General features: G+C 52.6%; 20 protein-coding genes. 8 read left to right on the forward strand and 12 right to left on the reverse strand.

Translation table 11 applies throughout. The annotated features are described in order from the left end of the window. Positions 1 to 13: 13 nt before the first annotated feature. Together BM123_RS10850 and BM123_RS10855 are read left to right on the forward strand one after the other, a co-directional pair. Positions 14 to 628 carry a hypothetical protein gene (locus BM123_RS10850; RefSeq protein ID WP_090168188.1) on the forward strand — a complete coding sequence of 205 codons (615 nt, stop codon included), beginning with the start codon at positions 14 to 16 and terminating at the stop codon, positions 626 to 628. A 21-nt stretch (positions 629 to 649) separates the two neighbouring features. Next, entirely contained in the window at positions 650 to 1261 is a 612-nt protein-coding gene (locus tag BM123_RS10855; protein ID WP_090168190.1) for a hypothetical protein, read from the forward strand. A 37-nt stretch (positions 1262 to 1298) separates the two neighbouring features. On the opposite strand, the gene BM123_RS10860 is transcribed toward BM123_RS10855, so the two are convergent. From BM123_RS10860 to BM123_RS10870, 3 genes are all read right to left on the reverse strand, one after another. Next, entirely contained in the window at positions 1299 to 3104 is a 1806-nt protein-coding gene (locus BM123_RS10860; RefSeq protein ID WP_090168192.1) for an ABC transporter ATP-binding protein, read from the reverse strand. A 274-nt stretch (positions 3105 to 3378) separates the two neighbouring features. Beyond that, positions 3379 to 4644 carry an amidohydrolase family protein gene (locus BM123_RS10865; protein WP_245748508.1) on the reverse strand — a complete coding sequence of 422 codons (1266 nt, stop codon included), beginning with the start codon at positions 4642 to 4644 and terminating at the stop codon, positions 3379 to 3381. Positions 4645 to 4749: 105 nt separating this feature from the next. After that, positions 4750 to 7770 carry an amidohydrolase family protein gene (locus tag BM123_RS10870; protein ID WP_175489328.1) on the reverse strand — a complete coding sequence of 1007 codons (3021 nt, stop codon included), beginning with the start codon at positions 7768 to 7770 and terminating at the stop codon, positions 4750 to 4752. A gap of 247 nt (positions 7771 to 8017) precedes the next feature. Here BM123_RS10870 and BM123_RS10875 point away from each other — a divergent pair, with 247 nt between their 5' ends. Beyond that, positions 8018 to 8446, forward strand: coding sequence for a DUF1801 domain-containing protein (locus BM123_RS10875; RefSeq protein ID WP_090168196.1), 429 nt, complete (start codon positions 8018 to 8020; stop codon positions 8444 to 8446). 177 nt (positions 8447 to 8623) lie between these two features. Here BM123_RS10875 and BM123_RS10880 read toward each other — a convergent pair whose 3' ends face one another. Next, a complete protein-coding gene (locus tag BM123_RS10880; RefSeq protein ID WP_090168199.1) occupies positions 8624 to 8989 on the reverse strand; it encodes a SnoaL-like domain-containing protein in 366 nt (121 codons plus the stop codon). A 214-nt stretch (positions 8990 to 9203) separates the two neighbouring features. Here BM123_RS10880 and BM123_RS10885 point away from each other — a divergent pair, with 214 nt between their 5' ends. The 3 genes from BM123_RS10885 (at position 9204) to nadB (ending at position 14233) form a co-directional block, all read left to right on the forward strand. Then, on the forward strand, positions 9204 to 10427 hold the full coding sequence (locus tag BM123_RS10885; protein WP_090168201.1) for a class I SAM-dependent methyltransferase: 1224 nt from the start codon (positions 9204 to 9206) through the stop codon (positions 10425 to 10427). A gap of 138 nt (positions 10428 to 10565) precedes the next feature. Beyond that, positions 10566 to 11549, forward strand: coding sequence for a glycosyltransferase (locus BM123_RS10890; protein WP_175489329.1), 984 nt, complete (start codon positions 10566 to 10568; stop codon positions 11547 to 11549). Positions 11550 to 12631: 1082 nt separating this feature from the next. After that, positions 12632 to 14233 (forward strand): L-aspartate oxidase, encoded by a 1602-nt coding sequence (nadB, locus tag BM123_RS10900; RefSeq protein ID WP_090168206.1) that lies wholly within the window; start codon positions 12632 to 12634, stop codon positions 14231 to 14233. A gap of 1 nt (position 14234) precedes the next feature. On the opposite strand, the gene BM123_RS10905 is transcribed toward nadB, so the two are convergent. The 7 genes from BM123_RS10905 to BM123_RS10935 all read right to left on the reverse strand — a co-directional run bounded on the left by BM123_RS10905 (position 14235) and on the right by BM123_RS10935 (position 20560). Further along, positions 14235 to 14921, reverse strand: coding sequence for a Crp/Fnr family transcriptional regulator (locus BM123_RS10905; RefSeq protein ID WP_090168208.1), 687 nt, complete (start codon positions 14919 to 14921; stop codon positions 14235 to 14237). Between the two features lie 96 nt (positions 14922 to 15017). Continuing rightward, the gene (locus tag BM123_RS10910) at positions 15018 to 16430 is read right to left on the reverse strand and encodes a hypothetical protein (protein ID WP_090168211.1); all 1413 of its coding nucleotides are present in this window, start codon (positions 16428 to 16430) and stop codon (positions 15018 to 15020) included. Between the two features lie 132 nt (positions 16431 to 16562). Beyond that, positions 16563 to 17798: an alanine dehydrogenase gene (locus BM123_RS10915; RefSeq protein WP_090168213.1), complete on the reverse strand. Its 1236-nt coding sequence runs from the start codon at positions 17796 to 17798 to the stop codon at positions 16563 to 16565. Continuing rightward, a complete protein-coding gene (gene tsaE / locus BM123_RS10920) occupies positions 17791 to 18231 on the reverse strand; it encodes a tRNA (adenosine(37)-N6)-threonylcarbamoyltransferase complex ATPase subunit type 1 TsaE (RefSeq protein WP_090168215.1) in 441 nt (146 codons plus the stop codon). Before tsaE ends, BM123_RS10915 begins: the two co-directional genes overlap by 8 nt. Before the next feature lie 39 nt (positions 18232 to 18270). After that, positions 18271 to 18930, reverse strand: coding sequence for an NAD(P)H-binding protein (locus BM123_RS10925; protein ID WP_090168240.1), 660 nt, complete (start codon positions 18928 to 18930; stop codon positions 18271 to 18273). A 127-nt stretch (positions 18931 to 19057) separates the two neighbouring features. Then, positions 19058 to 19351, reverse strand: a complete 294-nt coding sequence (locus BM123_RS10930) for a Sec-independent protein translocase subunit TatA/TatB (protein ID WP_090168217.1) — start codon at positions 19349 to 19351, stop codon at positions 19058 to 19060. 261 nt (positions 19352 to 19612) lie between these two features. Next, a complete protein-coding gene (locus tag BM123_RS10935; RefSeq protein WP_090168219.1) occupies positions 19613 to 20560 on the reverse strand; it encodes an isopenicillin N synthase family dioxygenase in 948 nt (315 codons plus the stop codon). A gap of 264 nt (positions 20561 to 20824) precedes the next feature. Here BM123_RS10935 and BM123_RS10940 point away from each other — a divergent pair, with 264 nt between their 5' ends. Together BM123_RS10940 and BM123_RS10945 are read left to right on the forward strand one after the other, a co-directional pair. Further along, complete coding sequence (locus BM123_RS10940; RefSeq protein ID WP_090168220.1) at positions 20825 to 22093, forward strand: adenylosuccinate synthase; 1269 nt, start codon at positions 20825 to 20827, stop codon at positions 22091 to 22093. A 392-nt stretch (positions 22094 to 22485) separates the two neighbouring features. After that, on the forward strand, positions 22486 to 23070 hold the full coding sequence (locus BM123_RS10945; protein WP_090168222.1) for a hypothetical protein: 585 nt from the start codon (positions 22486 to 22488) through the stop codon (positions 23068 to 23070). Positions 23071 to 23340: 270 nt separating this feature from the next. On the opposite strand, the gene BM123_RS10950 is transcribed toward BM123_RS10945, so the two are convergent. Then, a complete protein-coding gene (locus tag BM123_RS10950) occupies positions 23341 to 23604 on the reverse strand; it encodes a hypothetical protein (RefSeq protein ID WP_090168224.1) in 264 nt (87 codons plus the stop codon). Positions 23605 to 23889: the final 285 nt, after the last annotated feature.

The following is a 23889-nucleotide window of genomic DNA, read 5'->3' on the forward strand; positions in this document are numbered from 1 at the left end:
ACAATTTACCCGTATGAAATTTTTAGTTCTCATAATACTTCTCAGCCTGTCTTTCACTTGTCAAGCGCAGCTCAGTATTGAAAATATTAACCTCCAAGCAGGGGCTACACTGATGGATTGGGATGGATTGTACAGAAGAATCCCTGGAAGTTACACTAGGCGTTCTGGGTATTTTGGTGGCATTACTCTTCGAATAAAACCCAATCAAGCACAACGCGGCTTTCTAAATATTGCTCTAAAATATCGCCAAACTCATACGGACCGAACGACTAATTTCGAGCGATTCAAGCTAGATGAAATAGCTGCAAGTATTGGCATAGGCTCTTCTTGGAAGAAGATCTATTTTAGCTTAAATGGGTCAGCCATTTTTATTATTCAAAAAATGAAAATCAGTAATTTTCCTAACCAGGGAAGCGACATAAATAGTGTTGAAAATTTTTATGCTTCACTTAGTGGAAAAATTGGTTTTAACCTAACTCCAAGGTTATCAATAGTTACAGAACAAGCCCTTCTGAATACAAAGATATACACCAACTATTGGGTTCAAAGAGGCGAGCGCTTCGAAGTACCTCGCTACCCAAACTGGACCCTCCTAGGCCTGAGCTACGCCATCTCAAAAAGAGAATAGCCTGAGCCCTATTTTTACTACATGAAACTCCTGATCCTTTCCCTCCTACTTTCCCTTTCTTTCACGGGTGGTGCGCAGTTCAGCGTAAAGAGTATAGACGTCCAGTCAGGAGCTACACTGATGGATTGGGATGGGTTTATTAGAGGTTCAATTGTATATTCTAAACGTTGGGGATACTTTTTAGGGTCAAGCCTAAAAGTTCGTAATAGTCCCTCCTCCAAAGGATATATTCTTGCTTCTATAAACTACCGTAAAACCCACACAGATCGGACTACAAATTTCGAAAGAATAAAGCTTGATGAATTCGCACTTACCCTTGGATTAGGCCAAGATTGGAAAAAAATGAGGTTTAGTTTCAACAGTTCCTTCATTTTCGTTTCAGGTAAAGAAAAAATTGACAATACGCCAATGAATGGAATTGATCTTGCTAACGTTGAAAATTTTTATCTCACTCTAAGTGGAAAATTAGCTTTTTCAATAACTAATAAATTGGCTTTATTCGTAGAACAAGCTTTTTTTGAAACCAAAGTATATCACACTTACACAATGCGACGGGGAGAAAGGTTCGAAGTACCTGATTACCCCAGCTGGACCCTCCTAGGCCTGAGCTACGCCATCTCAAAAAGAGACTAGGTTGCGCTCGCTTGCTAGCACGCGACTAAAGTCGCGGCTACACGCCCACTTGTTCCAGATACATCGCCTTAAACGCCTGACTCCGCTCCAGCAGTTCCTCCAGCGTGCCCTCCGCCTGGATGCGACCATTCTCCATGTAGTAGATATGGTCGAAATACCGCAGCAGGTGCAGCCGGTGGAGGGTGGAGACGATTGTTTTGTCGGGGAAGGCGGCGAAGAGGCGCTCATAGACCATGATCTCCGTATTGGGGTCGAGGCTGCTCGTCGGTTCGTCAAGCAGAAGTAGCGTGGAGGTGTCCGCCGCCAGGATGCCGCGGGCGATGCTCAGGCGTTGGCGTTGGCCACCACTCAGGTTGGCACCACCTTCACTGAGGAAGGTGTTCAGGCCATCGTCTGCCTGTTCGATCACGTCTTCGAGAACAGAAAGGTGGATGGCGCGTTCGAGTTCTTCGCCACTGCGGTCAAGGCCCATGGTCAGGTTGTTGCGCAGGGTTTCTTCAAATATTTCCGGGCTTTGGGGAATGAGGGTCGTTTGGGAAAAGAGCTGGGCGCCGGAGTCCTTCGGCAAGCTCAGGCGAGGCCGCAGGTGCTGGGTTTCGTTAAAGTGCAGTGTAATCTCCTCCGGTGGATATAAGCCCCGCAGCGTGTACAGCGTCGTCGTTTTACCACTTCCGCTGGGCCCGATGAGGGCGACCCGCCGGCCCCGGTCAAGGTTCAGGCTCAGATCATGGATGCCGGCTCCATCCTCCGCGTAGCGGAAGTTGAGATTACTGACGGTGAGCTCCGTCCAGTCGCGTCGGATCGGCCCCGCGGCCGATGGCCGCGCCGCTAACTCATGTGCCTCGTCAATGGGCTCAATGGCCGCCAGGTCCGACCGGAACCGGATGATCTGGTTGTACTGCGCCGTCAGGTTACTCAGGCTGCCGGAGAACTGGTTGATATAACCGATGAGTGTCACCAGTCCGCCCACAAGGAATACCTCACCGGGCACCCGGTTACTCCAAACGTAGCTGGTTACCAAAACCGCGTACATCAGGCTCACCAGCGTCGAGACGGAGAACCATTTCGCTTCGTTCACTTTCGTGTTTTTCAGGAAGGGTGGCCACACATTACCGATGCGTTTACGGATGGCTTGCGCCGTCCGCTTACCCAGGCGCAGAGTTGTTACGGTGATGATGTTCCCCAGGTTATCGGACAGGCCCGCCATCAGCTCGTTCTCCCGGTCGTTAGTCTCCTTATTGGCCTTGATGATCGGCTCATCAAAGCCAAGTACCGTCAGCAGAATGATTACTCCGAATACCAGCGCAATCAGGCCAAACACGGGGCTAAACCAGACAATGGCCCCGATGGCAAACACCATCCGCGCGATCGTCTGAAAATAGGCGAATCCGTTATCAAAGAAATTCTTGAGCGCCTCGTAGGCCTTCCGGGCACGGTTGATGGTGTCTCCACTGTGGTGCTCCCGGTGCCAGGCCAGGGGCAGGTGGATGATCTTATCGTAGCTCTCCATCAACAGCTTCTGGCTGATATCAAAAGCCATCCGACGTTCCATTAGCCGCGCTGGCCATTGAAGCATCCACAGGCCCAGGTTAATGCCGATGTAAATCGCTACGTAGATCAGGGTTCCACGCAGGGGATCTCCTTCACCCTGCTGCAAAAAGTTGATGTAAAAACCGAAAATCAGAGGAGGAAGCGATACTAGCAGATTCACCCCGGTAAACATCAGGTAGATGAGCAGATAACGCCCGCGCATGCCTTCTGCATACCGCCAGGCGGTAGCCAGCAGGAACTTGTAAGGGTTCTTTCGGAACAGATTTCGAAGGCTTTCTCGGTAACTGGACATAGGCAGTGGGGTTTGTCCTTATACCGTTAAGAGGTCATGAGTGATGGCTTAGTTGCGACAATGCCCCTAAACATTGCTCCAAATACTTCGCATTGCACCTGCGGTTGCGGCTTTTCGATAGTCTTATCCTCCAGCGGTCTTACAGGCTGCTGCATGGGGTAGATATTGGAGACACCCCTGAAAACAAAGGCGTTACAAAAGCGAGATTATCGCTCCTGTAACGCCTGTAACATCTACCTTTTGCGGCAGCCTACCAGACTACCGAACCACAAGACTACTTCCCCCTCCGGTACTTCTCCATAAACTTCCGGCTCAGTTCCGCCTGCTTGTTATCCAGATCGATCTTCCGGCCATCAATGAAAGCAAGCTCTATATTGTTGGTGCGCATATCCAGCACATCGCCTGCGGTAACGATCAGGGTAGCTGATTTCCCTTCTTCCAGGCTACCGTACATTTTATCAATGCCCGCAATTCTTGCCGGCGTCAGGGTAACAGCTTTAATGGCCTGCTCGTAATCAAGCCCAAAGCCAACGGCCTGCCCGGCCACGAAGGGCAGGTTACGCTGCTCCCAGTACCCTCCGTGACTGATGGCAAACTCCACCCCGGCTTCAGCCAGCAAGGCCGGCTTGGCGTAGGGTCCGTCAACGCCTTCGTCCTGAGAATCGGGCAAGGACTGCGTACTCATCAGAATGACGGGCACCTTTTCCCGCTTCAGAAAATCAGCGATCAGGTGAGACTCGTGGCCGCCAACGATCACCGGCTTTCCGCCCATTTTTTTCACCAGCTGTACGGCGTGCATCATTTCCCGCGGACCATGCATATGCAGGTAAACATTCTTGGAGCCGGCGATGGCTTCGCACATCGCTTCCAGCTTCAACAACCGTTCGCCCGTGCGGCCGGCTCCACAGTATGCGGCGGCTTCTTTCATGAAGTTTTCCAGCCCTGCGACTTGTTTAGGGTATTCCTTATTTTCACTGATCGTACGCGTTTGCCAGCTCCAGGAGTTTCGCCGGGGCCAGTTGATGTGCACACCATCGTCTTCACCCACTACGGCATCTTCGAAGTTCCAGCCATCGAGCTGTACCATACTGCTACGGCCGCTGACCATGCCGCCAACCGGCGTAATCTGGGCCAGCAAAACGCCCCGGGAACGTACGGTGGGTATCACCTGACTGTCCGTGTTGAAGGCAATTAAAGCACGGGCGTTCGGGTTAATCCGGCCGGTCTCCCGCTGATCATTAGTAGAACGAACGGCACCGATTTCGGTCAGCCCAAGTTGGGTATTAAGGGCAATCATGCCGGGGTAGATATGCTTCCCCGTAGCATCCATGATGTCTGCATTCGCCGGAGCGGGCAGGTCTTTTTCTATCGTTACAATTTTACCCTCGTCGAACAGAATGTCCATCTCTTCCAATACAGTTCCGTCACCAACGTGGATGGTGGCTTTACGGAACACAACAGGACGATCCTGATCAGCCGCCGGCGTTGGGTTTTGGGCGCTGACGCAGGTGCAGAGAAAGGTTAAAAAGAGCAAGGTCAAAATGCTCCGTTGTTTATTATTTACGCAAGTCATTATGCGGATTGTTTTGTGGTTGATTAGTCATTTGATCTCATCCGCCGACTGAAGTCAGCGGTACAAACAGGCTTAATGCGCATGCTTCTCCTGCATATGATCCAGCGAGTTGCAGTGTAGCGTCCGGCGCTTCTTGCCGGAGGGACGTTGGGTTTTCGCCCCACCCTTCTTAGCGTCCAGACTTTTTTGGATCAGGGCGTTGCGCTCCTCCCGTACGGCTTTCCGCATCTCAGCATCCTTGGCCCGGTTGAAGTACTCGATGCCGTCCACGAAGGTGTGCTCCGCGCGGGCGTAAATGCTCAGCGGGTGGTTGTTCCAAACCACCACATCGGCATCTTTGCCAGCTTTGATACTCCCTACCCGATCGTCAATGTGCAGCATTTTCGCCGGGTTGAGGGTCACAAACTTCAGCGCATCCTCTTCGCTTACGCCTCCGAACAAGACGGCCTTGCCCGCTTCCTGGTTCAGGCGGCGGGCCATCTCGGCGTCGTCAGAGTTGAAGCCCGTCAGCACGCCCTGCTTATGCATAATCGCACCGTTGTAGGGGATGGCTTCATTCACTTCATATTTATACGCCCACCAGTCGGAGAAGGTAGAGCCTGCCGCACCGTGCTCCGCCATCTGGTCCGCCACTTTATAGCCTTCCAGGATGTGAGTAAAGGTGTTAACCCGGAAGCCATGGCGGTCCGCCACCTTCATCAGCATATTAATCTCTCCCTGCTGGTAGCTGTGGCAGGTGATGAAGCGCTCTTCGTTCAGAATTTCCAGCAGGGCTTCCAGGTCGAGATCGCGGCGCACCAGTTTGCCGGCTTTCATCGCTTCACCATACTCTTTAGCACGGCTGAAATAACTCTCAAAAATTTGCTCCACGCCCATCCGGGTTTGTGGGTAGCGGTTACGGTAGAGATCACCCCAGTTAGACTGCTTCACGTTCTCACCGAGGGCGAACTTGATGAAGCCATCCGCTCCCGCAAACTTCATTTCCTCCGGTGTTTTGCCCCACCGTAGCTTGATGAGGGCTGACTGTCCACCGATCGGGTTCGCCGAGCCGTGCAACAGCTGGCTGGTGGTTACACCGCCGGCGAGCTGACGATAGATGTTCTCGTCCGTGGCGTCAATAACGTCGTTCATCCGCACTTCAGCACTGGAGACCTGGCTGCCTTCGTTGACACTACTCAGGGCGATGTGGCTGTGCTCATCGATGATGCCCGCCGTAACGTGCATTCCTTCTCCGTCGATCACGGTCGCCCCTCCGGCGGAGAGCCCCTTGCCAACAGCGGCAATCTTGCCGTTATCAATCAGTACGTCGGTGTTTTCGAGAATACCTTCGCTTTCGTTCGTCCAGACAGTAGCATTACGGATCAGGTATTTACCAACTTTCATTGCACCCGCGTCCGCGCCATAAGCGATATTGGGATAGGTGAGCCGGCTGACGAATTCCATCTTATCGTCTTCTTCTTTCTTTTCCTGCTTATCCTTTTTCTCAGGAGCATCGTCACCGTCGGTCGCCTTGGCCGACCAATTAATTGTTTTTCCCGTCGGGTCCTGACCAGTGCCCGCATAGCCACCTTCAGTAGTGGGCGCGCCAACCAGGCGATAGAAACCATCTGCATCCTCGGGCTTGAAGCGCAGCGTCATCAGGCCATTCGCCGTGGAAGTTGTAGCCTCCACCCCCGTAGTGTCACCGGCGGCTATGATCTTCATCTTTTGGCTACCGGTTTTACCACTGACTTCGCCCTTGAAGGATTTACCGTCGATCATCAACTCATAACCGTCGGCGAGGCTGACCACATCCAGATCTTTCAGCACGTAGGGCTTTCCCTGCACCCAGTGCTGGTAGACCGTCGCCTCGTCGGTAAAGTAGTCTTTGTCCGTTACAAAAAAACTGGCCAGTTTACCCTTTTCCAGGGTACCGACCATGTCTCCGATACCAAGCAGTTCAGCGGGTCCGGTAGTGAGTGCAGCAAAGGCGACCTTTGCGTCAGCACCAGACTTAATGGCTTTACGCAGAGCGGCCGTGAAATCACTCATTTTTTTGTGCCCGTGAGTGGTAATCACGAAGGGAATACCCGCTTTAGCCACGGCGGCCATATTCGCTGGTGCCCGTTCCCAGTGGCGGAGTTGGCCAAGGTTGATCAGGTCAGCAGCAAAGGGGTCCGCCACGTCGTAAGTCTTAGGAAACTTCAGTGGCAGGATGAAGGTAGCGCCACTTTCCTTGAGCGCCTGGAGGCGCTGGTATTCGTCTCCGCCCCCAAGCAGGATGTATTGCTTACCGAACTCATCGCCGATCATATCAGCGCGGAGGTTGTCCTGCCAGTTGCCACTGGCGTCAAAGATCTGGGGCAAAGCCTGCAGGTCGTTCCAGGCTTCTATGCTGAGGTTTGTTTCTTCGCCGTTTTGCTTTTTATACCATGCTGCATCGTGGTAAGCCTGCCGCAGCAGAGCCATCGTTCCCATCCGGGAGCTGGGGTAGTTCTGCCGGCTGCTCCCCTTGCTAAAGCTGAGGTGGTGGGCGGAGCGCCGCTTCAGAATGAGGTCATTTTCCTTGCCATCGGCAAGGCTGACAACCGCGGCGCTGCCGCGGCTGATGCCATCCTGATGATGGGTGGATACCGTACCGAAGCCGGCGTCGCGCAGGCTTTTGGCTGCCTTAGCGTCCGCTTTGAACATCGCGGCAGCTTCCGTCTCTGAGCGCATGGCCTGGTTCCAGCTGAAAGCACCGGGCGTCTTGGAGTCCGTTTGAGGAGGATCTCCCCAGCCTCCGCCTCCACGCTTGGCCTCGGGCATCCCATAGCTCCCGTAGGCCTCCACGAAGGAGGGATAGATGTGCTTACCATCCATCTTTACTTCTACCGCGCCGGCAGGAACACTGCCAGCAGCAGTTACCTCCACTACTTTTCCTTTGCGGATAATGAGGGTTGCATTGTCCACCATCCGGTCAGGGCCAACGTGTACAGTAGCCCCCGTGAAGGCGAAATGACCGGAGCGTTGGTCATAAACCCCGTTGTAGGGGTAGGTTTGCTGCGCAGTAAGTGCACTTGTACACAAAGCAAGCATTATGGCCAACAGGGCCCATTGCTGAAATCTTCTCATGGTATGAATTTGGTCTTTAGTGAGGCTGAAAATCCCATATATCCGAATCCGGGCGGGACAGGAACGGAAACATAGCAATTTTTCCAGGCTTTTGTTCAGCCGTTAACACATGGCAGCCTACTCTCAAGCTAATTTCTTTGCTGGTAAAGCAAGCCATACGCTCCGGAATATCCGCTGCTTTGCCTAATTTTAGCATTAAGCTGTCAGGCCAGGACCGGGCAAGCTGTTGTATTGAAAATACTTAGCAATGGCAAAAAAAGAAAACAAGACAAAACCAACGGCAGTGGCACCAGCAGATTTTCTGGCCGCAGTCGAAGACGAAAAGAAACGGGCGGATGGTCAATGGCTAATGGACACTATGCAGGAAATAACGGGAGAGCCCCCTAAAATGTGGGGACCCAGCATTATCGGCTTCGGTACTTACCACTACGTCTATGAAAGTGGCCGGGAAGGTGACACGATGATCACCGGCTTTAGCCCCCGCAAGGCGGCTCATAGTATTTACCTCATCAGTGGTGTAGAACGGGAAGCTGATCTTTTGGCCAGGCTCGGAAAATACAAAACGGGCAAAAGCTGCCTCTACATCAAGCGCCTGAGCGATGTGGACACGGAGGTGCTAAAGAAGTTAATAAAAGCTTCGGTGGAGAAGGTGAAGAACAAGGACATTAAGTACTAGTACAGTGTCTTTTGATTTGTTGGTCTTTTAGTCTTTTGGGCTACCGAGCTTTGGAGGCAGGATGGGCGTTGGAGCACTGCCCACTTTCATAAGGAGCTCCATATCTACGGTATACCTTTCCGTCTCCCAAATGCGGCAGCCCAAAAGACCAAAGAACCAAAAGACCAACATACTTCCCTACCCCGGCATAGCATAAATAAATCGCTCACTCACGATTTTGCCATCCTTTACGGTGTAGACACACATTTCCTGTTCGAAACGTCTCACGCCGTCCTTCTTTGTCAGGTCAATCCCCATCCCAATGGCGAAGTAATCAGCGTAGACCAGCGGGTCGGTCACTTCCATTTTGTGGACTTCCTTAACGTCTTTAGCCCATTCTGCGCTTTTAGCCAGCATGGCAGCGCGGCCCTGGGTGTCGGCTTCGGGCCAACCCGGCATCTCATGGGCGGAGGCATTTTCGGCAAATAATTCCGTGTAGGCTTCGTCGTTGCGGCCCGTACGGCAAAGTTCGACCAGGCGGTCAGCGATTTCTTGTACTGTCATGATTGGGTGTTTTGGTTGTGACAACAAATATAAGTGATCGCCATCAATAAAACAACATTTGTTTCAAACAGTCAACTCACTTACATTTCCTTTGATAATAAGGCCTTACAGATTACCGCCGTATTTTTGCGGCAGAATCCAGTAGCCAATTTATCCCCCACTCTGCCGTTCTTCACACTACAGTCTTACCGTCTACCTCTCTACCGTCCATACAATGACTACCGCTACCTCCCTCAAAGAATTCTGGGCCACCGCCCGAGCCAGTGCTGCATCAGGTGAGCTGATCAAAATTACATTGAGTAAACCCCGCCATAAGGCGTTGGACCTGCCCCGGAACCGCTACGGTCGTCTGGTGGAAATTAAGAACAACACCCAGCTACAGATCACCCACCGCTATGATGATCGGGAGGAAGTAAAGAATCATCTGGTGGGCCAGGGCATCTCCCTGCTGGAAAGCGCGCTCGGAGAAGACTACGGGAATGCAGATTTGTTCACCACCACCCAGCAGCTGAGCCTTTCCCTGAGCCGCAAGGGAAACGCGCGCTTTCAAAGAAGAACATTGAACCCGCGCTCCGGCGCATTAAAAATAAAAAAGCCAGTTCTCGACCATAACCGCGAGAAGCACCGCGACATCCCCGCTGACCGGCCTTACCTGCAAGCGCTGGGTATTACCAACGCCCATGGGCAAGTGCTGCGCGACGGGAAACGGAAATTTAAGCAGATCAATAAGTTCGTCGAGATCATCGATGCCCTGCTGAAGGAACACCCGCTGACCAACGGCGCCCGCATCGTGGACATGGGCTCCGGCAGTGGCTACCTGACCTTTGCCCTCTACGATCACCTGGTGAACACCCGGGCACTCGACGTAAGCGTAACCGGTGTGGAACTCCGGCCTAAACTCGTGGAAAAATGCCGCGATATCGCCAACCGCAACAATTTCCAACGCCTGCATTTCGTGGAAGGCTATATCGACGATTACAACCCCGACCGGATTGATATGCTCATCGCCCTGCACGCCTGTGACACGGCCACTGACGATGCGCTGCACAAGGGCTTACTGGCGGATGCCGAGATCATGGTCGTCGCCCCCTGCTGCCAGAAACAGGTCCGCCGGGACATGGAGGTACCCGCCGGCCTCAAGCCCATGCTCGATCACGGTATCCTGCTCGAACGGCAGGCCGCCATGCTCACCGATTCCATGCGTGCGCTGCTGCTCGAGGCCGAAGGCTATAAAACAAAACTCTTCGAATTCATCCCTCTGGAGCATACAGCTAAGAACGTGATGATCACCGCCGTGAAGGCAAAAAAACGGCCCAAAGCGCTGGAAGAATTCCGGGCATTACGGAAGCAGTTTGGGGTGAAGAAGCATTATTTCAGGAAGCTGATTAAGGGGAGTAGTAAGGTATTAAAGGGGGAAGGGATGAAAGGGGGAAAGTGAGTAGAGGTGTCAAAGAAATAAGTAGCCATAAGCATTATTTTAACCATGCGTATTGAAATTGAGACAACTGCTCTGGACTTAAAATGGCCAGCCGAAAGCCTTTTTGGTCAGTGCGTCATTCCTTTAATTATAAAAAGCATGAAAGGTCATACTTTCATACTTCATGGTGAGAGCAGTCTGCCCAAACAGCTGACTGGCAACGTAGAATATATTTACAATCCTGGAGACGGTGAACCAGATTTCTGTTTCTCCTTATGTCCCCTTTATCGGTATGGTCGCAACCCCGGCGTGACTAGCGTTTTAGATATCGATTTTAAGAAATTCTTTCAGAAGAAACGTTGGTGGCAACGTCTTCCACCTGACAGCAGAGAATATTACTCTGAGACGCTAAAGGGGACAGCATCAATTGTCGTATCGCACTCAGCACTGAAGGAAGAAATTCTGAAGTTCTACGATATTGAATCTGACAAGATAAAGGTAGTAGGCTACGGCCCTCCTGAAGCCCCTGTTTACCCTGCCGATGAAGTCACCCGCCGCATCACCAAAGAAGTCTACGGCAAGGAAAATTCTTTCTTTTTTGCGCCGGCCATCGGTCATACAAGCGACAACCTGGAGCGTTTATTTGCCGCCTATGATCGCTTTCGGCAGCGAGTGCCGGAGCCAGTTCGGCTACTGGTTGCCCAGCCAGAAACGGGTAAACATCTCAAGGCGGTACGCAGGGCGCATAGGCAGGCTAAATACCGGAAAGACATCGAGTTTCTCCCCCGACTTTCTGACCATGAGTATCGAAAAATATTCAGCTCCGCCCGGGCCATTCTCTACCCTTCCCTTTCCACGCGTTTCCCCCTCCCGGTGCTGGATGCCTGGACGGCCGAGGTACCGGTAGTTTATACAGACAACGATATTCTACGGGGCGCCGGAGCGCTGGTGCAGGGGGAGGACATAAACAGCATTGCAGAGGGCATGGTCTCCCTGGTCACCACCCCCTTCCTGGCCTCCGGCCTGGTCGAAAACGGGAAGCGCCGCCTACAGGACTTCAGCTGGGAGGCGGTGGCAGAGAAGGTGGCGGAGGTGCTGCGGAGTGTTACGGATCAATCCAGCTCCCGTTCGTCGGAACAATAAATTTTGAGGGCGATAGCCCGAATTTAAATTTTTGGTCGGACTAATCTGGGGCGAGTCCGCACCCGCCTACACTGAATCTTTGAGCCAGCATCTGCATGAACTAAGTATACTGTCCGCACCAGATTCGTCCGACCGCCTCCGCCAGCCGCTGCGCGGCGTCTCCGAGCGTTCCGACGAACGGGTGCTCGGATAAACGTTCATCCTCTGAATTTCCTAACCCTTAACAAGGATTCTGCCATTTCGAAATCACAAATACCTCTATCATAAGGCCCTTGATATTCTCTTGCTGACGACCAATCCCAAGTCACGGTATCAAGACATATTCCTGCACTTACTGGATTCTGGTGCAAATAATTAAACACGGTATGAGGATAAGACGAATTGGGAATAGTCCCCTGCCCTCCATCTTCCAAGGGTCTGAGGTCCCAACATTGTTTCATATTGCTTCCTTGTCTGAATAAATTTCCAGAGCGATGGTAAGCCTTGTTAAATCCTCGTGTGTAGGTTGATAGCAACATTTGGACTCCGTAGCTCAAATTACAAATTGGCAACATTTCATTCTCGATGTTTTTACCATGTACGGGAACTTTCTTGTTACTCTGAGAAGCCCCAAACTCTGTCGGCCTTAGTAGAAAATGGAAGTGATTATACATCAGGCAAAAAGCAAGTACATGAGCGTTGGGTAGCAAATGCTTTTTCACCTTTCCGAGGAAGAAATCATAATTCTCCTCAATCCGAAAAATGGCCTGCCCGTTAATACCTTGATTATAGAAGTGGTAAAGACAATCATGTGAGTACATTTCGAAATGTACCGAAAATTTAGTCCCCGTTCGTCGGAACAATAAATTTTCATAGGGCGGCAGCCCGAAAAGAAAAATTTTGGTCGGACGGGACGAATCTGGGACGGCATCGTGAATCTTACTCCTATACTTATCCAAACGTTTACGGAACAGCAGAGTACATCACACCAGAAAAGTCCGACCGCCTCCGCCAGCCGCTGGGCCGCGTCTCCGAGCGTTCCGACGAACGGGTGTAACCATTCCCCCGCTAACATATATCTTAGCCCGTAAATAAAATCAACCATGCTCCAAACCGACGTTCTCATCATCGGCTCCGGAATCGCCGGTCTCAGCACCGGCATCAAACTGGCGTTATTGCGCCCTGACCTGAAAATCGATGTACTCACCAAAGTGAACGAGCGCGAGAGCAACACCAGCTACGCCCAGGGCGGCGTGGCCGCTGTGTGGGACCACGGCTCGGACAACTACGAAAAACACATCGCCGACACCCTCGACGCAGGTGCGGGACTCTGCGACGAGCACATCGTCCGCATCGTCGTCGAAGAAGGCCCTACCCGCGTAGAGGAAATCATCGAATGGGGTACCCGCTTTGACACGGACCAGTTCAAGAAGTACGACCTGGGCCGCGAAGGCGGCCACTCCGAAAACCGCATCCTCCACTACAAAGACCTCACCGGTTGGGAGATTCAACGCGCGCTTTCGGCGAAGGCAGCGACGCTGGACAACCTCGTCGTTCACGAACATTTCTTCGCCCTCGACCTCCTCACACAGCACCATGTGGGGCACATCGTTACCCGTCTCACTTCGGGCATCGAGTGCTACGGCACCTACGTCCTGAACCGGAAGACGGGCTCCATCGACAAAATCCTCGCCCGCACCACCGTTCTCTGTGCCGGTGGCAACGGGCAGATCTACCGCAGTACCACCAACCCGGTGATTGCGACCGGCGACGGTATCGCCATGGCCTACCGGGCTAAGGTCCACCTGGAGAACATGGAGTTCGTTCAGTTTCACCCTACGGCCCTCTACAATCCCGGCCGGGACCCACAGGCCTTCCTCGTCAGCGAAGCCGTTCGCGGAGAAGGAGCTATCCTGAAGCGGCCGGACGGCAGCGAGTTCATGCAAGACTACGATCCCCGAGGCAGCCTCGCTCCCCGTGACATCGTTGCCCGCGCCATCGATAATGAGATGAAACTCGGCGGAACGGAATACATGTGCCTCGACTGTACGCACATCGACGAAGAGCACTTCCTTAAGCACTTCCCCACCATCCATGAGAAGTGTATGAGCATCGGTATCAACCCGGCCAAAGACATGATACCCGTCACGCCCGCCTGCCATTATATGTGCGGTGGCGTGAAGGTGGACGAGTACGGTAAAACCTCCGTCAACCAGCTCTACGCCTGCGGCGAGTGTACCAGCACCGGCCTGCACGGCGCTAACCGACTAGCGAGTAATAGCCTGTTGGAAGCCCTCGTGTTCGGTCACCGGATTGCGCACTCCATCGCGGCTAACATAGACACGCACGTCGTGCGGGAAGACATCCCGAGTTGGAACCGTACGGCGACAAAATCTCCGAAGGAGCAAGTTCTCATCACCCAGAGTATTAAAGAACTCAAGGAGGTAATGTCCAGCTACGTAGGTATTGTACGCAGCAATAAGCGCCTGGAGCGCGCGCGCAAACGTCTGGAATTACTCACCAACGAAACGGAAGACCTCTACAAGAACAGCCTCGTCAGTTCCCAACTTTGTGAGCTGCGCAATCTGATCACGATCGGGCACCTCGTCACCAAAGCGGCTAACCTCCGCCACGAAAGCCGGGGCCTGCACTATACAACGGATTACCCGGAGAAGGCGGACTTTCTGCAGTATTCGGTGCTGTAATCTAAGCCGCCGCCACCAACTTCTCCATATCCCGCACCAGCATCCGTTTCCGATCAAATGTGAGGATGTTTTGCCGGCGCAGATCATTGAGCACGGCGTTGACCGTCTGTCGGCTGGTGCCAGTGAGGTCGGCAATTTCTTTATGGGTGAGCATGTTGCGGACCTCGCGCTCGTAGCCGACGGCGCGGCCACGGCTGGTCGCCAGTTCGTGCAAAAACTCCACAATTCGGCTGCGGCTGGTTTTGAACATCAGGTTCTCCAGCCGTTGTTCGAGCTGTAGCGTCCGGTTACCGATGAGGCGCATAAAGAAGAGTTGCAGTTCACTACGTTCCCGAAGCATATTCTCCAGATCTCCTTTTTCTAAAACACATAGTGAAGTAGGCTCAAGACTGTAGGCAAAGTCTCGCCGGCTCCCATCATTCACGAGCGCCAGTTCTCCGAATACTTCCCCGGGCGTGAGGATAGCTTTAGTGACTTCCTTACCCTCAGCACCGTAGGTGCCGATCTTGATCCGGCCACTGTTGATCAGGAAAATTTTCTTGGCGGGCTCTTCCGGCAGATACACATACTGGTTCGCGTCAAAAGACAGGTGGTCCTTGGATTCTATCATCCCCATGTCCACTTTCTTAGGACAAAAAATATTCTGAAGGTCAATATTCTCTACAAACCATAATTGTTGATCAGCCATAATAAAATTCGTTTGTGTAGTCTACAGACAAATAGGGCTAAGCAGGGGTTGACCTGAAATTATTACAAAAGTATCACAGTTGTTAACCGGAGGGCTCTATTTCCCTCCTTTAAGCTCTTGCTGCCAGGCTTTGAGTTCCGCCAGCTTCCCGTCGGCGGCCAGGCCTGCCTGGACGGGCCAGGAGCGAGGGTCATGAGATTTATAACGAGAGCCCGCAGCATCGAGCATCTCCCGTAGTTGTTCGGCGGGCGTTGCCGCGAGCGTATGCAAGCTGTCAACTCCGGCGGCTTTGAGAACAGACTCGATTTTAGGACCAATGCCTTCTACTATCCGCAGGTTATCGTCCGCAACTTCTTTAGCCGGTTTTTCAACAGGTTCCGGGGCGGGCGCTTCCGCGGGTGCAGGGGAAGCTTCAGGCGCATGGTCGGGCTCAGCGGCCAGGGCTGCCGCCTGGCCAATCCAATCGTCTCGCTGAATAATACCAGGAAGGTAACCGATCAGCTCGGTGTAGGTCATCACGTCTGCTTCGGACCAATTAGCAATTTGCTCGTAGCTGTAGATGTCTGCTTCGTTCAGCTTCTGCTGCAGAAACGGACCAATATCTTTGATGCGGGTGAGATCATCGTGATGGTCTTCACTTATGCCCGACATAACCGGTATGTGTACCGAAGGGGTCGTTTGCACGATGACTTCCGTATCTCCCTTAAGTCCGGTACGGACGCCTGGCTCGGTAGTATCCGCCCGAATGACGAGCGGCTCTGCCTGAGCGGCGGTTGGCTGGTCCTGGTTAATAACCGGCTGATGCGGCTGGTAACTAAAGCCTGGAGTGGCCGTGGACGTCGTTGCCGCCGCGCCGCGCAGCGCGGCGTTCTCCTCCGCTAAGGCCAGCAGCCGGTTCTCCAGCGTCTGAAAGCGAGACTCCGTGACGGAGATATAAGCATTCAACGATTCATTGCTGCCGGAAGAACTCCCCCCTGCACCTGCGGGCCCCGCCACGCCTCTTGAAGTTCCCTCACCCTCCGGCACATCCTGTCCTTCTCCCGTGTTTCCCGTTGTTCCGCCCGCAATTAACTGCTCATTCTGTGTTTTCAGCCCGATTACCTGATCATTAAGGGATTCGATCGTCGTGGCGTAACTCTGATTCGTTGTTACCAGCTCTTCGTTGCGCTGTTGCAGCTCCGTCAGAGAAGCATCCCGCTGCCCTACCTCGGTTGTTAATGCCTGAATCCGGTCCAATGCATCAACCTTCTCCCGGCTGATGGCTTCCAGTTCTTTGGCCATGGCCTTTTGCTTGGTATCCGCGGCGCGGTAACGCACCTCATATTCATCCCGGTCTTTGCGCAAGAGCAGCAGCTCTTTTTTGTATCGCCGCGTTTTAGTTCCTTGCACAATCCAACCAACAATCACCCCAAAGGCAAATAAAAGCAGGGCCAGTATACCTAGCAATATTTTCTCTTCATTCGCCAGTTGTGCGAAAAAGGTACCGATGAGGTCAAAAAAGTCATTCATGTTCTGAGTGGTTCTCTCGGGGTAAGATACGGTAGAATTACAGACTGTAGAGAGGTAGCTGGTAGAATTATAGATTGTAGCCGGCAGAAAAAAATACCGCCTAATCTACCGTCTACAACATTACGGTCTACCCTAGAGCCCACTGGTCATCAACAAATCAATATCCGTACAGCGCATATCGAATCGTTTGCCGAGGTAAGGGTTCGTCAGGCAGCCCCGGAAGGTGTACACGCCATGACGCAGCCCGGCCTGCCGCAGGATAAAATGCTCGAACGAACGAGCACCGTCGGCGCGCAGGAGTAGCGGGACGAGGATGTTATTGACGGCGATGCTTGCCGTCCGCCCCACCCGGCTGGCTAGGTTGGGCACACAGTAATGAATCACGTCGTGTTTGCGGAAAGTGGGTTTCTGCAGCGTGGTCATTTCACTGGTAGCGAAGCAGCCCCCCTGATCGATACTGACGTCAATAATGACGGAGCCCGGCCGCATGGAACGGACCATTTCCTCGCTCACCACGATGGGCGTACGACCATGCTCTGCGTGGATGGCACCGATGGCTACCTCAGCACTCAATAGCTCTTTGCGCAGGTAGTAGGGATTCATTGCACTGGTGTACAGCTGGCGGCCAACGCTGTTTTGCAGCCGCATCAGCTTGTGGATGTTATCGTCGAAAATTCGCACTTCTGCGCCCATGCCCAGGGCGGCACGGGTAGCAAATTCAGCGACCACTCCGCCGCCCAGAATAACCACCTTTGCGCTGGGCACGCCGGAGACGCCGCCCAACAGAACGCCAGGCCCGCCGGTAGTGGTAGACAGTAATTCTGCGGCTGTTTGTACGGCAGAGATCCCCGCCATTTCGCTCATGATCCGGACGATGGGGAAGCTCCCCTCTTCGTCTTGCATATACTCCATCGCCAGGGCGATGATGCGTTTGTTCTTCAGCCGGTAGAGATATTCGGCGCTGATGGTAGGTAGCTGTAGCGGGCTGATGAGGACCGTCCCGGGTTGCATCATCTCGATCTCATCCAGCGTCGGCGGTGCTACTTTGAGGATAACCTTTGCCTTTTCGTACACCTCCTGTGCGGAGTAGGCAATCTCCCCGCCCTGCTCACTAAAAGAATGATCGGTAAAGTTGCTCTGGATGCCGGCACCCGTTTCCACCAATACCCGGTGGCCACGGCTGGTCAGGTTAGCGACACCACTTGGGACCAGGGCCACCCGTTTCTCCTGCAGGGTAATTTCCTTGGGAATACCAATAAAAAGACTCTCCTGCTTATGCTGCACGGCGAGCGTCTCCGTTTGGGTCTGGCCATAGCCGGAGGTTAGTTCCTCTGGGAGGGAGACCTTCTTCTTATCCTTACTACTCATTGTTGGGTGGGTGACCGGTGGAAATCGTCAGACTACGCGACTCACCTTCGGAGGCATGCCGTAGTTGCAAGAAGACAACGCCCGGAGGCAAAAGAGGTTCTATCACAGCCGGCCATTCCACAAAGATGGGGTAGCCTTCGCCCTCAAAAAGCTCCTCCAGGCCAGCATTGAGCGCTTCTTCGGTGTTTTCCAGTCGGTAACAATCCAGGTGATAGACGGGGCCATCCGCCCCCTTGTACTGGTTGACGATGCTGAACGTGGGGCTGCTCGTCGGCTCCGCTACCCCAAGCTGACGGCACATCTCCGCCACCAGCGTGGTTTTGCCGGCGCCCAGATCGCCGATCAGGGCAAAGACGGCCTGCCGGCCAAACGCCTCCAGAAGGGCTTTAGCTACCTCCGGCAAGTCAGATAATTGATAAGAGCGGCTTGTCATATTCAGCGTAAAGGTAAAATGCTTGGGGAACAGTCGGGGTCAGGCTTGAAAATCTTCCCATTCCAGTTCTTCATATCCCGAACCGGAGGTGAAGAGATTACGGGCCATGCTTCCGCCCAGGTCAGCGACTTTCACCCCGCGGTATTTTTTCAGGCCGCCGAAGAGCAAAGGTTTAAGTAAAGGCCAGACCTTCAGGGTTATCCCCTGCATCACGCCGTATCGGTTAGTTGGGGTGAGAATCATGGAGGGTCGGAAAATGCTTAGCCTCGGAAATCCGAGTGCTTTGAGTTCCTCCACCAGCTCTCCCTTTGAGCGCAGGAAAAAAGAGGACGACGAAGCATCAACGCCTACCGAAGACAGGAGCTCAAAGTGAGCGACACCTGCCTGGCGGCAAGCCCGGGCAAAATCAATAACGGCTTGTTTGTCGATTTTGAGAAATTCTTCCCTTGACATTTTTGACGGCTGCCCAACACCCAGCGTACAGATGGCCGCCTCGTGGCCGGAGATTAGGCCTGCGTAAGAGGAAGGCTCAAAGATGTCGATACGATGTTGGTGGACACGGCCGGCGGGCATGCCGGCGACTTCGCGCCGGCCAAGCAGCGTAATTTTTTGTGCCGACGGGATGGTCAGCAATTCGCGGAGGGCCTCTGAGCCGACGGCGCCGGTGGCGCCGAGGAAAATAACGGATTGAATATCCATAAAGGTATAGGTAAACAGCAAGCCCCCGAACCTGAAGTCAGGGCCGGGGGCTTCCTTGCTTGTTCAACAAACATGGCATCCTGCGGTCGCGCCCAAAAACCGGACACGATAACAGGCCACGGCTGCTTTAGCTTTTTTCGTCACGGGTAATGAACGATTCTTCCCGCTGGCGGCGAGCTTCTCTCTCCCGGAGTTCTTTGAGTTCGCGGGCGTCTTTGGCGCGCTGATCTTCTTCTGCCATGCCGTCTTTGAGTTCCTTTTCAATGGTTCCCTTCGCCGTATTGAATTCGCGGATGCCTTTACCGATGCCACGCATCAGCTCAGGAATTTTTTTACCGCCAAAAAGAAGGAGGATGGCGAAAAAGATGAGAATCATCTCAGGCCCGATAGCATTGATAAACAGAAGAGTGGAATTATACATTTCCTTATACAGTTGTCGACGATGAGTCAGCCATCAGCTGCTAAAGTCGGAATGATTGGGTTAGAGTACAAAAATAACGTTTCGGCGGGTCATTCTGTTATTCTGACTGCAGAATGCTCATTTTCTGACGGGAATATGAAGAGAGAAAGGGGGTAAAAGAGTAAGGGATTAAAGGGAGTAAGGGGAAAAGGAGTCTTGACAATATTTTCACCTTCAGTCCTTTCCATCTCAATCCTTCACCCCTTTAATCCTTTTTCCTCTTTACTTCTTCAGGCCAATTTCCCGCAGTCGTTGATCGAGGTAGCCCCCCGCTGTGATGGGTTCGTAGTGCTGCGGATTGTCCGCCGTTACGCAACTGTCCAGCACGTTGAGGCTCATTTCCGGGCGGGGGTGCAGGAAGAAGGGGATACTCAGGCGTGGCTTGTGCCACTGATCACGGGGCGGGTTCACTACGCGGTGAGTGGTGGACTTGAGGTAGTTGTTCGTCAGTCGTTGCAACATATCGCCTACATTGATGACGATTTCGTCGTTCTCCGGCACGATTTCAAGCCATTCTCCAGCGGAGTTCTGTAGCTGAAGACCGCCGGCACTGGCGCCCACCAACAGGGTGATGAGGTTAATATCTTCGTGCTGTTCCGCGCGAATGGCACTGGCTGGCTCGCTGGTGATGGGTGGATAGTGGATGGCCCGGAGGATGCTTACACCGTCTTTGGTAAAGTTGGAGAAGTAATCTTCCGGCAACTCCAGATGAATGGCAATGGCTTGCAGCAGGCTGTTGCCTTTTTCTTCGAACTGACGGTAAAGACGGCGGCCAAGCGCCATAAACTCGGGCACCTCTTTTACGTCCGGGTTACGCTCATCCGCACTCATAGCGGGCGTTTCCTGACCGATCTGGAAGAATTCCTTCAGGTCAGCCACTTTGCTCTGCTTGGCTTTTTCTTTTCCGAAGCTGGTGTAGCCCCGCTGGCCGGCGGCGCCAGCGATCTCGTAGTTCCGCTTTACGTCCGTATCCATGGCAAAGAACTTCTTCGCCGCTACGTAGAAGTCATCGATGAGTGACTTAGGAATACCATGCCCCGTAACCCCAACGAAACCGATACCATGGAAGGCATCCCCCAGTTTCTTGATGAAGGCTGCACGAGTGGCAGCGTCTCCGTTTTCAAAATCGGACAGGTTGACAAGGGGAATGGTGCGAGTTGAAGCAGACATACGTTTATTTTTTTATGCTGGTAAGATAACGCTTTAGGGGTAGATGTGGATTAATTGGAATGTCATATTGTGTCCTCCATGGAGTAAGTTGACGACCCGATGAATGTTAACAATGGCCAATGTAAGACAGCGCTCAATCTTTAGCGTGGATAAATAATGTCTGAAACCAGACATTCTACAAACCACCTAACGTACCTTTGCGCACGTTCCAGCGGCTACTGTTCGGGATTCTCCGGAAAAAGTCGCTTAAAGCCAACTATTCAAATGGCCGTAGACGTACTATTAGGTCTCCAGTGGGGAGACGAAGGAAAGGGCAAGATTGTTGATGTTCTCGCCCCTCAATATGATATCATCGCCCGTTTCCAGGGCGGCCCCAATGCCGGGCACACCCTCATTTTTGACGGCAAAAAATTCGTGCTGCACACGGTGCCTTCGGGTATCTTCCGCCCGGGCCTGAAGAATATCATCGGCAACGGTGTGGTCATTGACCCCATTACGCTGAGTAAGGAGCTCGACCAGCTCGACGCCGCCGGTGTCGATTATGCCGGGCGCCTCTTTGTTGCCCGCAAAGCGCACCTCATTCTGCCCAGCCACCGCCTGCTGGATGCCGCCCGCGAAAACGCCAAGGGCGACCGCAAAATCGGCTCCACGCTCAAAGGTATCGGCCCTACCTACATGGACAAGACCGGCCGTAACGGCCTCCGCGTAGGGAACATCGAAGCCCCTGACTTCCGGGACCGCTACGAAGAACTCAAAGAAAAGCACAAGCAACTCGTGGGCCTCTACCCCTTCGTGGAGTTTGAGCTGGCCAAGGAAGAAGAAGCCTGGTTCAAAGCCGTGGAACGACTGCAGACGCTGGAGTTCGTCGATGGTGAATACTGGATCAACGACGCCATTAAGCGTGGTGACAAAATCTTGGCCGAAGGCGCTCAGGGTTCGATGCTCGACATCGACTTTGGCACCTATCCCTTCGTCACCAGCTCTAACACCATCACCGCCGGGGTTTGTACCGGGCTGGGCATCGCGCCACAGCAGATCGGCGAAGTGATCGGTATTACGAAAGCTTACTGTACCCGGGTGGGCGGTGGTCCGTTCCCGACAGAGCTTACCGGCGAAACGGGTGAATTCCTCCGCGCCGAAGGCGGGGAGTTCGGCGCCACCACCGGCCGGCCACGCCGTTGTGGCTGGATCGACCTTGTACAACTCCGCTACACCATCATGCTTAGCGGCGTGACGCAGCTGGTCGTCACGAAGGTCGACGTACTCAACAAATTTGAAACGCTGAAAGTCGCTGACGCCTACAAGGTTGACGGAAGCCTTAGCCATGAGCTGCCTTTCGACCTCGTCCATGAAAACTACGAGGCGGTTTACACCGACGTCCCCGGTTGGAACAGTAACCTGACCAGCGTCAAGGAAGAAGCCAACCTGCCAAAAGCCTGTATCGACTACGTACAGTTCCTGGAAGAAAAGCTGGGCACCCGCGTGAGTATGGTCTCTACGGGGCCGGATCGGGAGGAGTTGGTGGTGAGGTAGTATTGTAGTCGGGTAGTATTGTAGTTTGGTAGTCGCTGCCGCATGAGGTAGGCACGCCGCTTCTCAGCTGGAGAAAAAGCGGACGTTCGCTTATTTGATTCACTAATTTTGGGCTAAAGACCAATCCTGACGCCATGGCAAATCACTAGTCCTGATAAGGACGGGCCAGCGTCTTAGCGACGGTACGGAATCGCCGCGTAGCGGGCGATGGAGTGCCTCGCTTTTAGGTGACAATGTAGTCTGGCAACTAGGTAGTCTGGCAGGCTACCGTACGGGATTGACACACCGCTTCACGGCCTTTGCGGGCAGTTGCTCCATCTCTTTCGGTTAAGGAAGCATTAAGCCGTCCTCCTGACTACGTCATTCTCCTGTGCTTACGCTATTCTTGTAAGATGGTACACAGACTTCTTGCTTTGCTATTCTTCTCCTTTTCCACGACCTCCTACTGCGTGGGCCAACATTTCTATGTTTATGACGAAGAGAAGCTAATTGATTCGTTGGTGGCCAATTGGCCAGCAGGGTTATCGGCTGAAAAAGATCGCGTTAAGCTTGAGTATTTATGGAAAAACAAAATTGAGGCGGTAGAGGCATGGTATACATCTATGCAAGAATGCCGTCTTTCGCCGTTTTCGCAGGAAAACCTCGAAAAGATTCAAAAGAGATCTCTCGAAGAGCAACGCCTTCTGGAAGGTGCCAACTACCTGCTCCATAATATTAAACCCACATTCGACTCCATCGTTAACTTAGCCGTCACCAAAAGAATTCACCAATTCACGGCAGAAAACGATGTCCCTTTGGTGCCTGCTCACGCCGTTCTATACAAAAATGAAGGTTCGATTGACCTGAGTTATCCACTCGTTGAGATGTTACAAAAAACGGAGACAGACCAGTTAGCCATCAAAAGTTACAAGGCTTGGCTCAGGGTGGAAATCATTCGCCTGGAGCTGGATGAATGGTTGACGGGATTTGCTAGATGACGTTTCAGTAGCAACTAAAAGGAAGCGCAGCGAACGTCCAGCGCAGCTGATCTACGAATCCTTATTACACTTCTTTCACGGCTGGTGGGGATTTCGCTCACGTGTATTTGACTATCCAATTAGTGTTAAATGCTGGCATTACTCTTTTTTACAGAGAAGTGGGAGAAAATTTCCACAAAAAAGCTCTTTCCGCCACTTTAAGTTTTCTCTTCCAGGGCAATTACGTTCATGACAATAATCTCAGAATAACACAACAGGTCAGTTCTGCTTTCACTTAAATTTTGAATACAGCAGCATAGCGACAAACGACAAGATTACTACAATCCCAACCACCAGTATATTTGCATTATATGAAGCCTCATTTTTCCGATTAAAGTGAATACCTGCAATAGTAAATACAATAGCTATCAACACTCCCACCCCTTCCCCTACAAAAGAGAAAACTGAATTATCCATTACAGACACTATCGCAATTATATAGCAGACACCTTCTAGTACCTGATATTTCCAATTAGCTTTTTCTGCAGATTTCATATTCATTTAAAGTTTGTCAGCTACGCCCAGCAAGAAGTGGTTAAGTCGTCAACCTGAAACTCGTGTTGTTACCAGCAAGATAAAAAACGTAGGCGGAGAAGTAGTTTATCCGAGGCTTTTTACACTATTGGTGACAGCAGGAACAAGAGGGAACGACTCAACCAATTCGATGGGTAGTAGACAAATTTAGCTTAGAGCATGTCTAAAAATTTGAGTCTCGGTTTCTACTGATCGACGAAAGAACCATCTGAATATTGGCCGCTAGAATGAATCCTGCCGAATTTT

Origin of the sequence: Neolewinella agarilytica, from assembly GCF_900110645.1 — a bacterium.
GTDB lineage: Bacteria > Bacteroidota > Bacteroidia > Chitinophagales > Saprospiraceae > Neolewinella > Neolewinella agarilytica.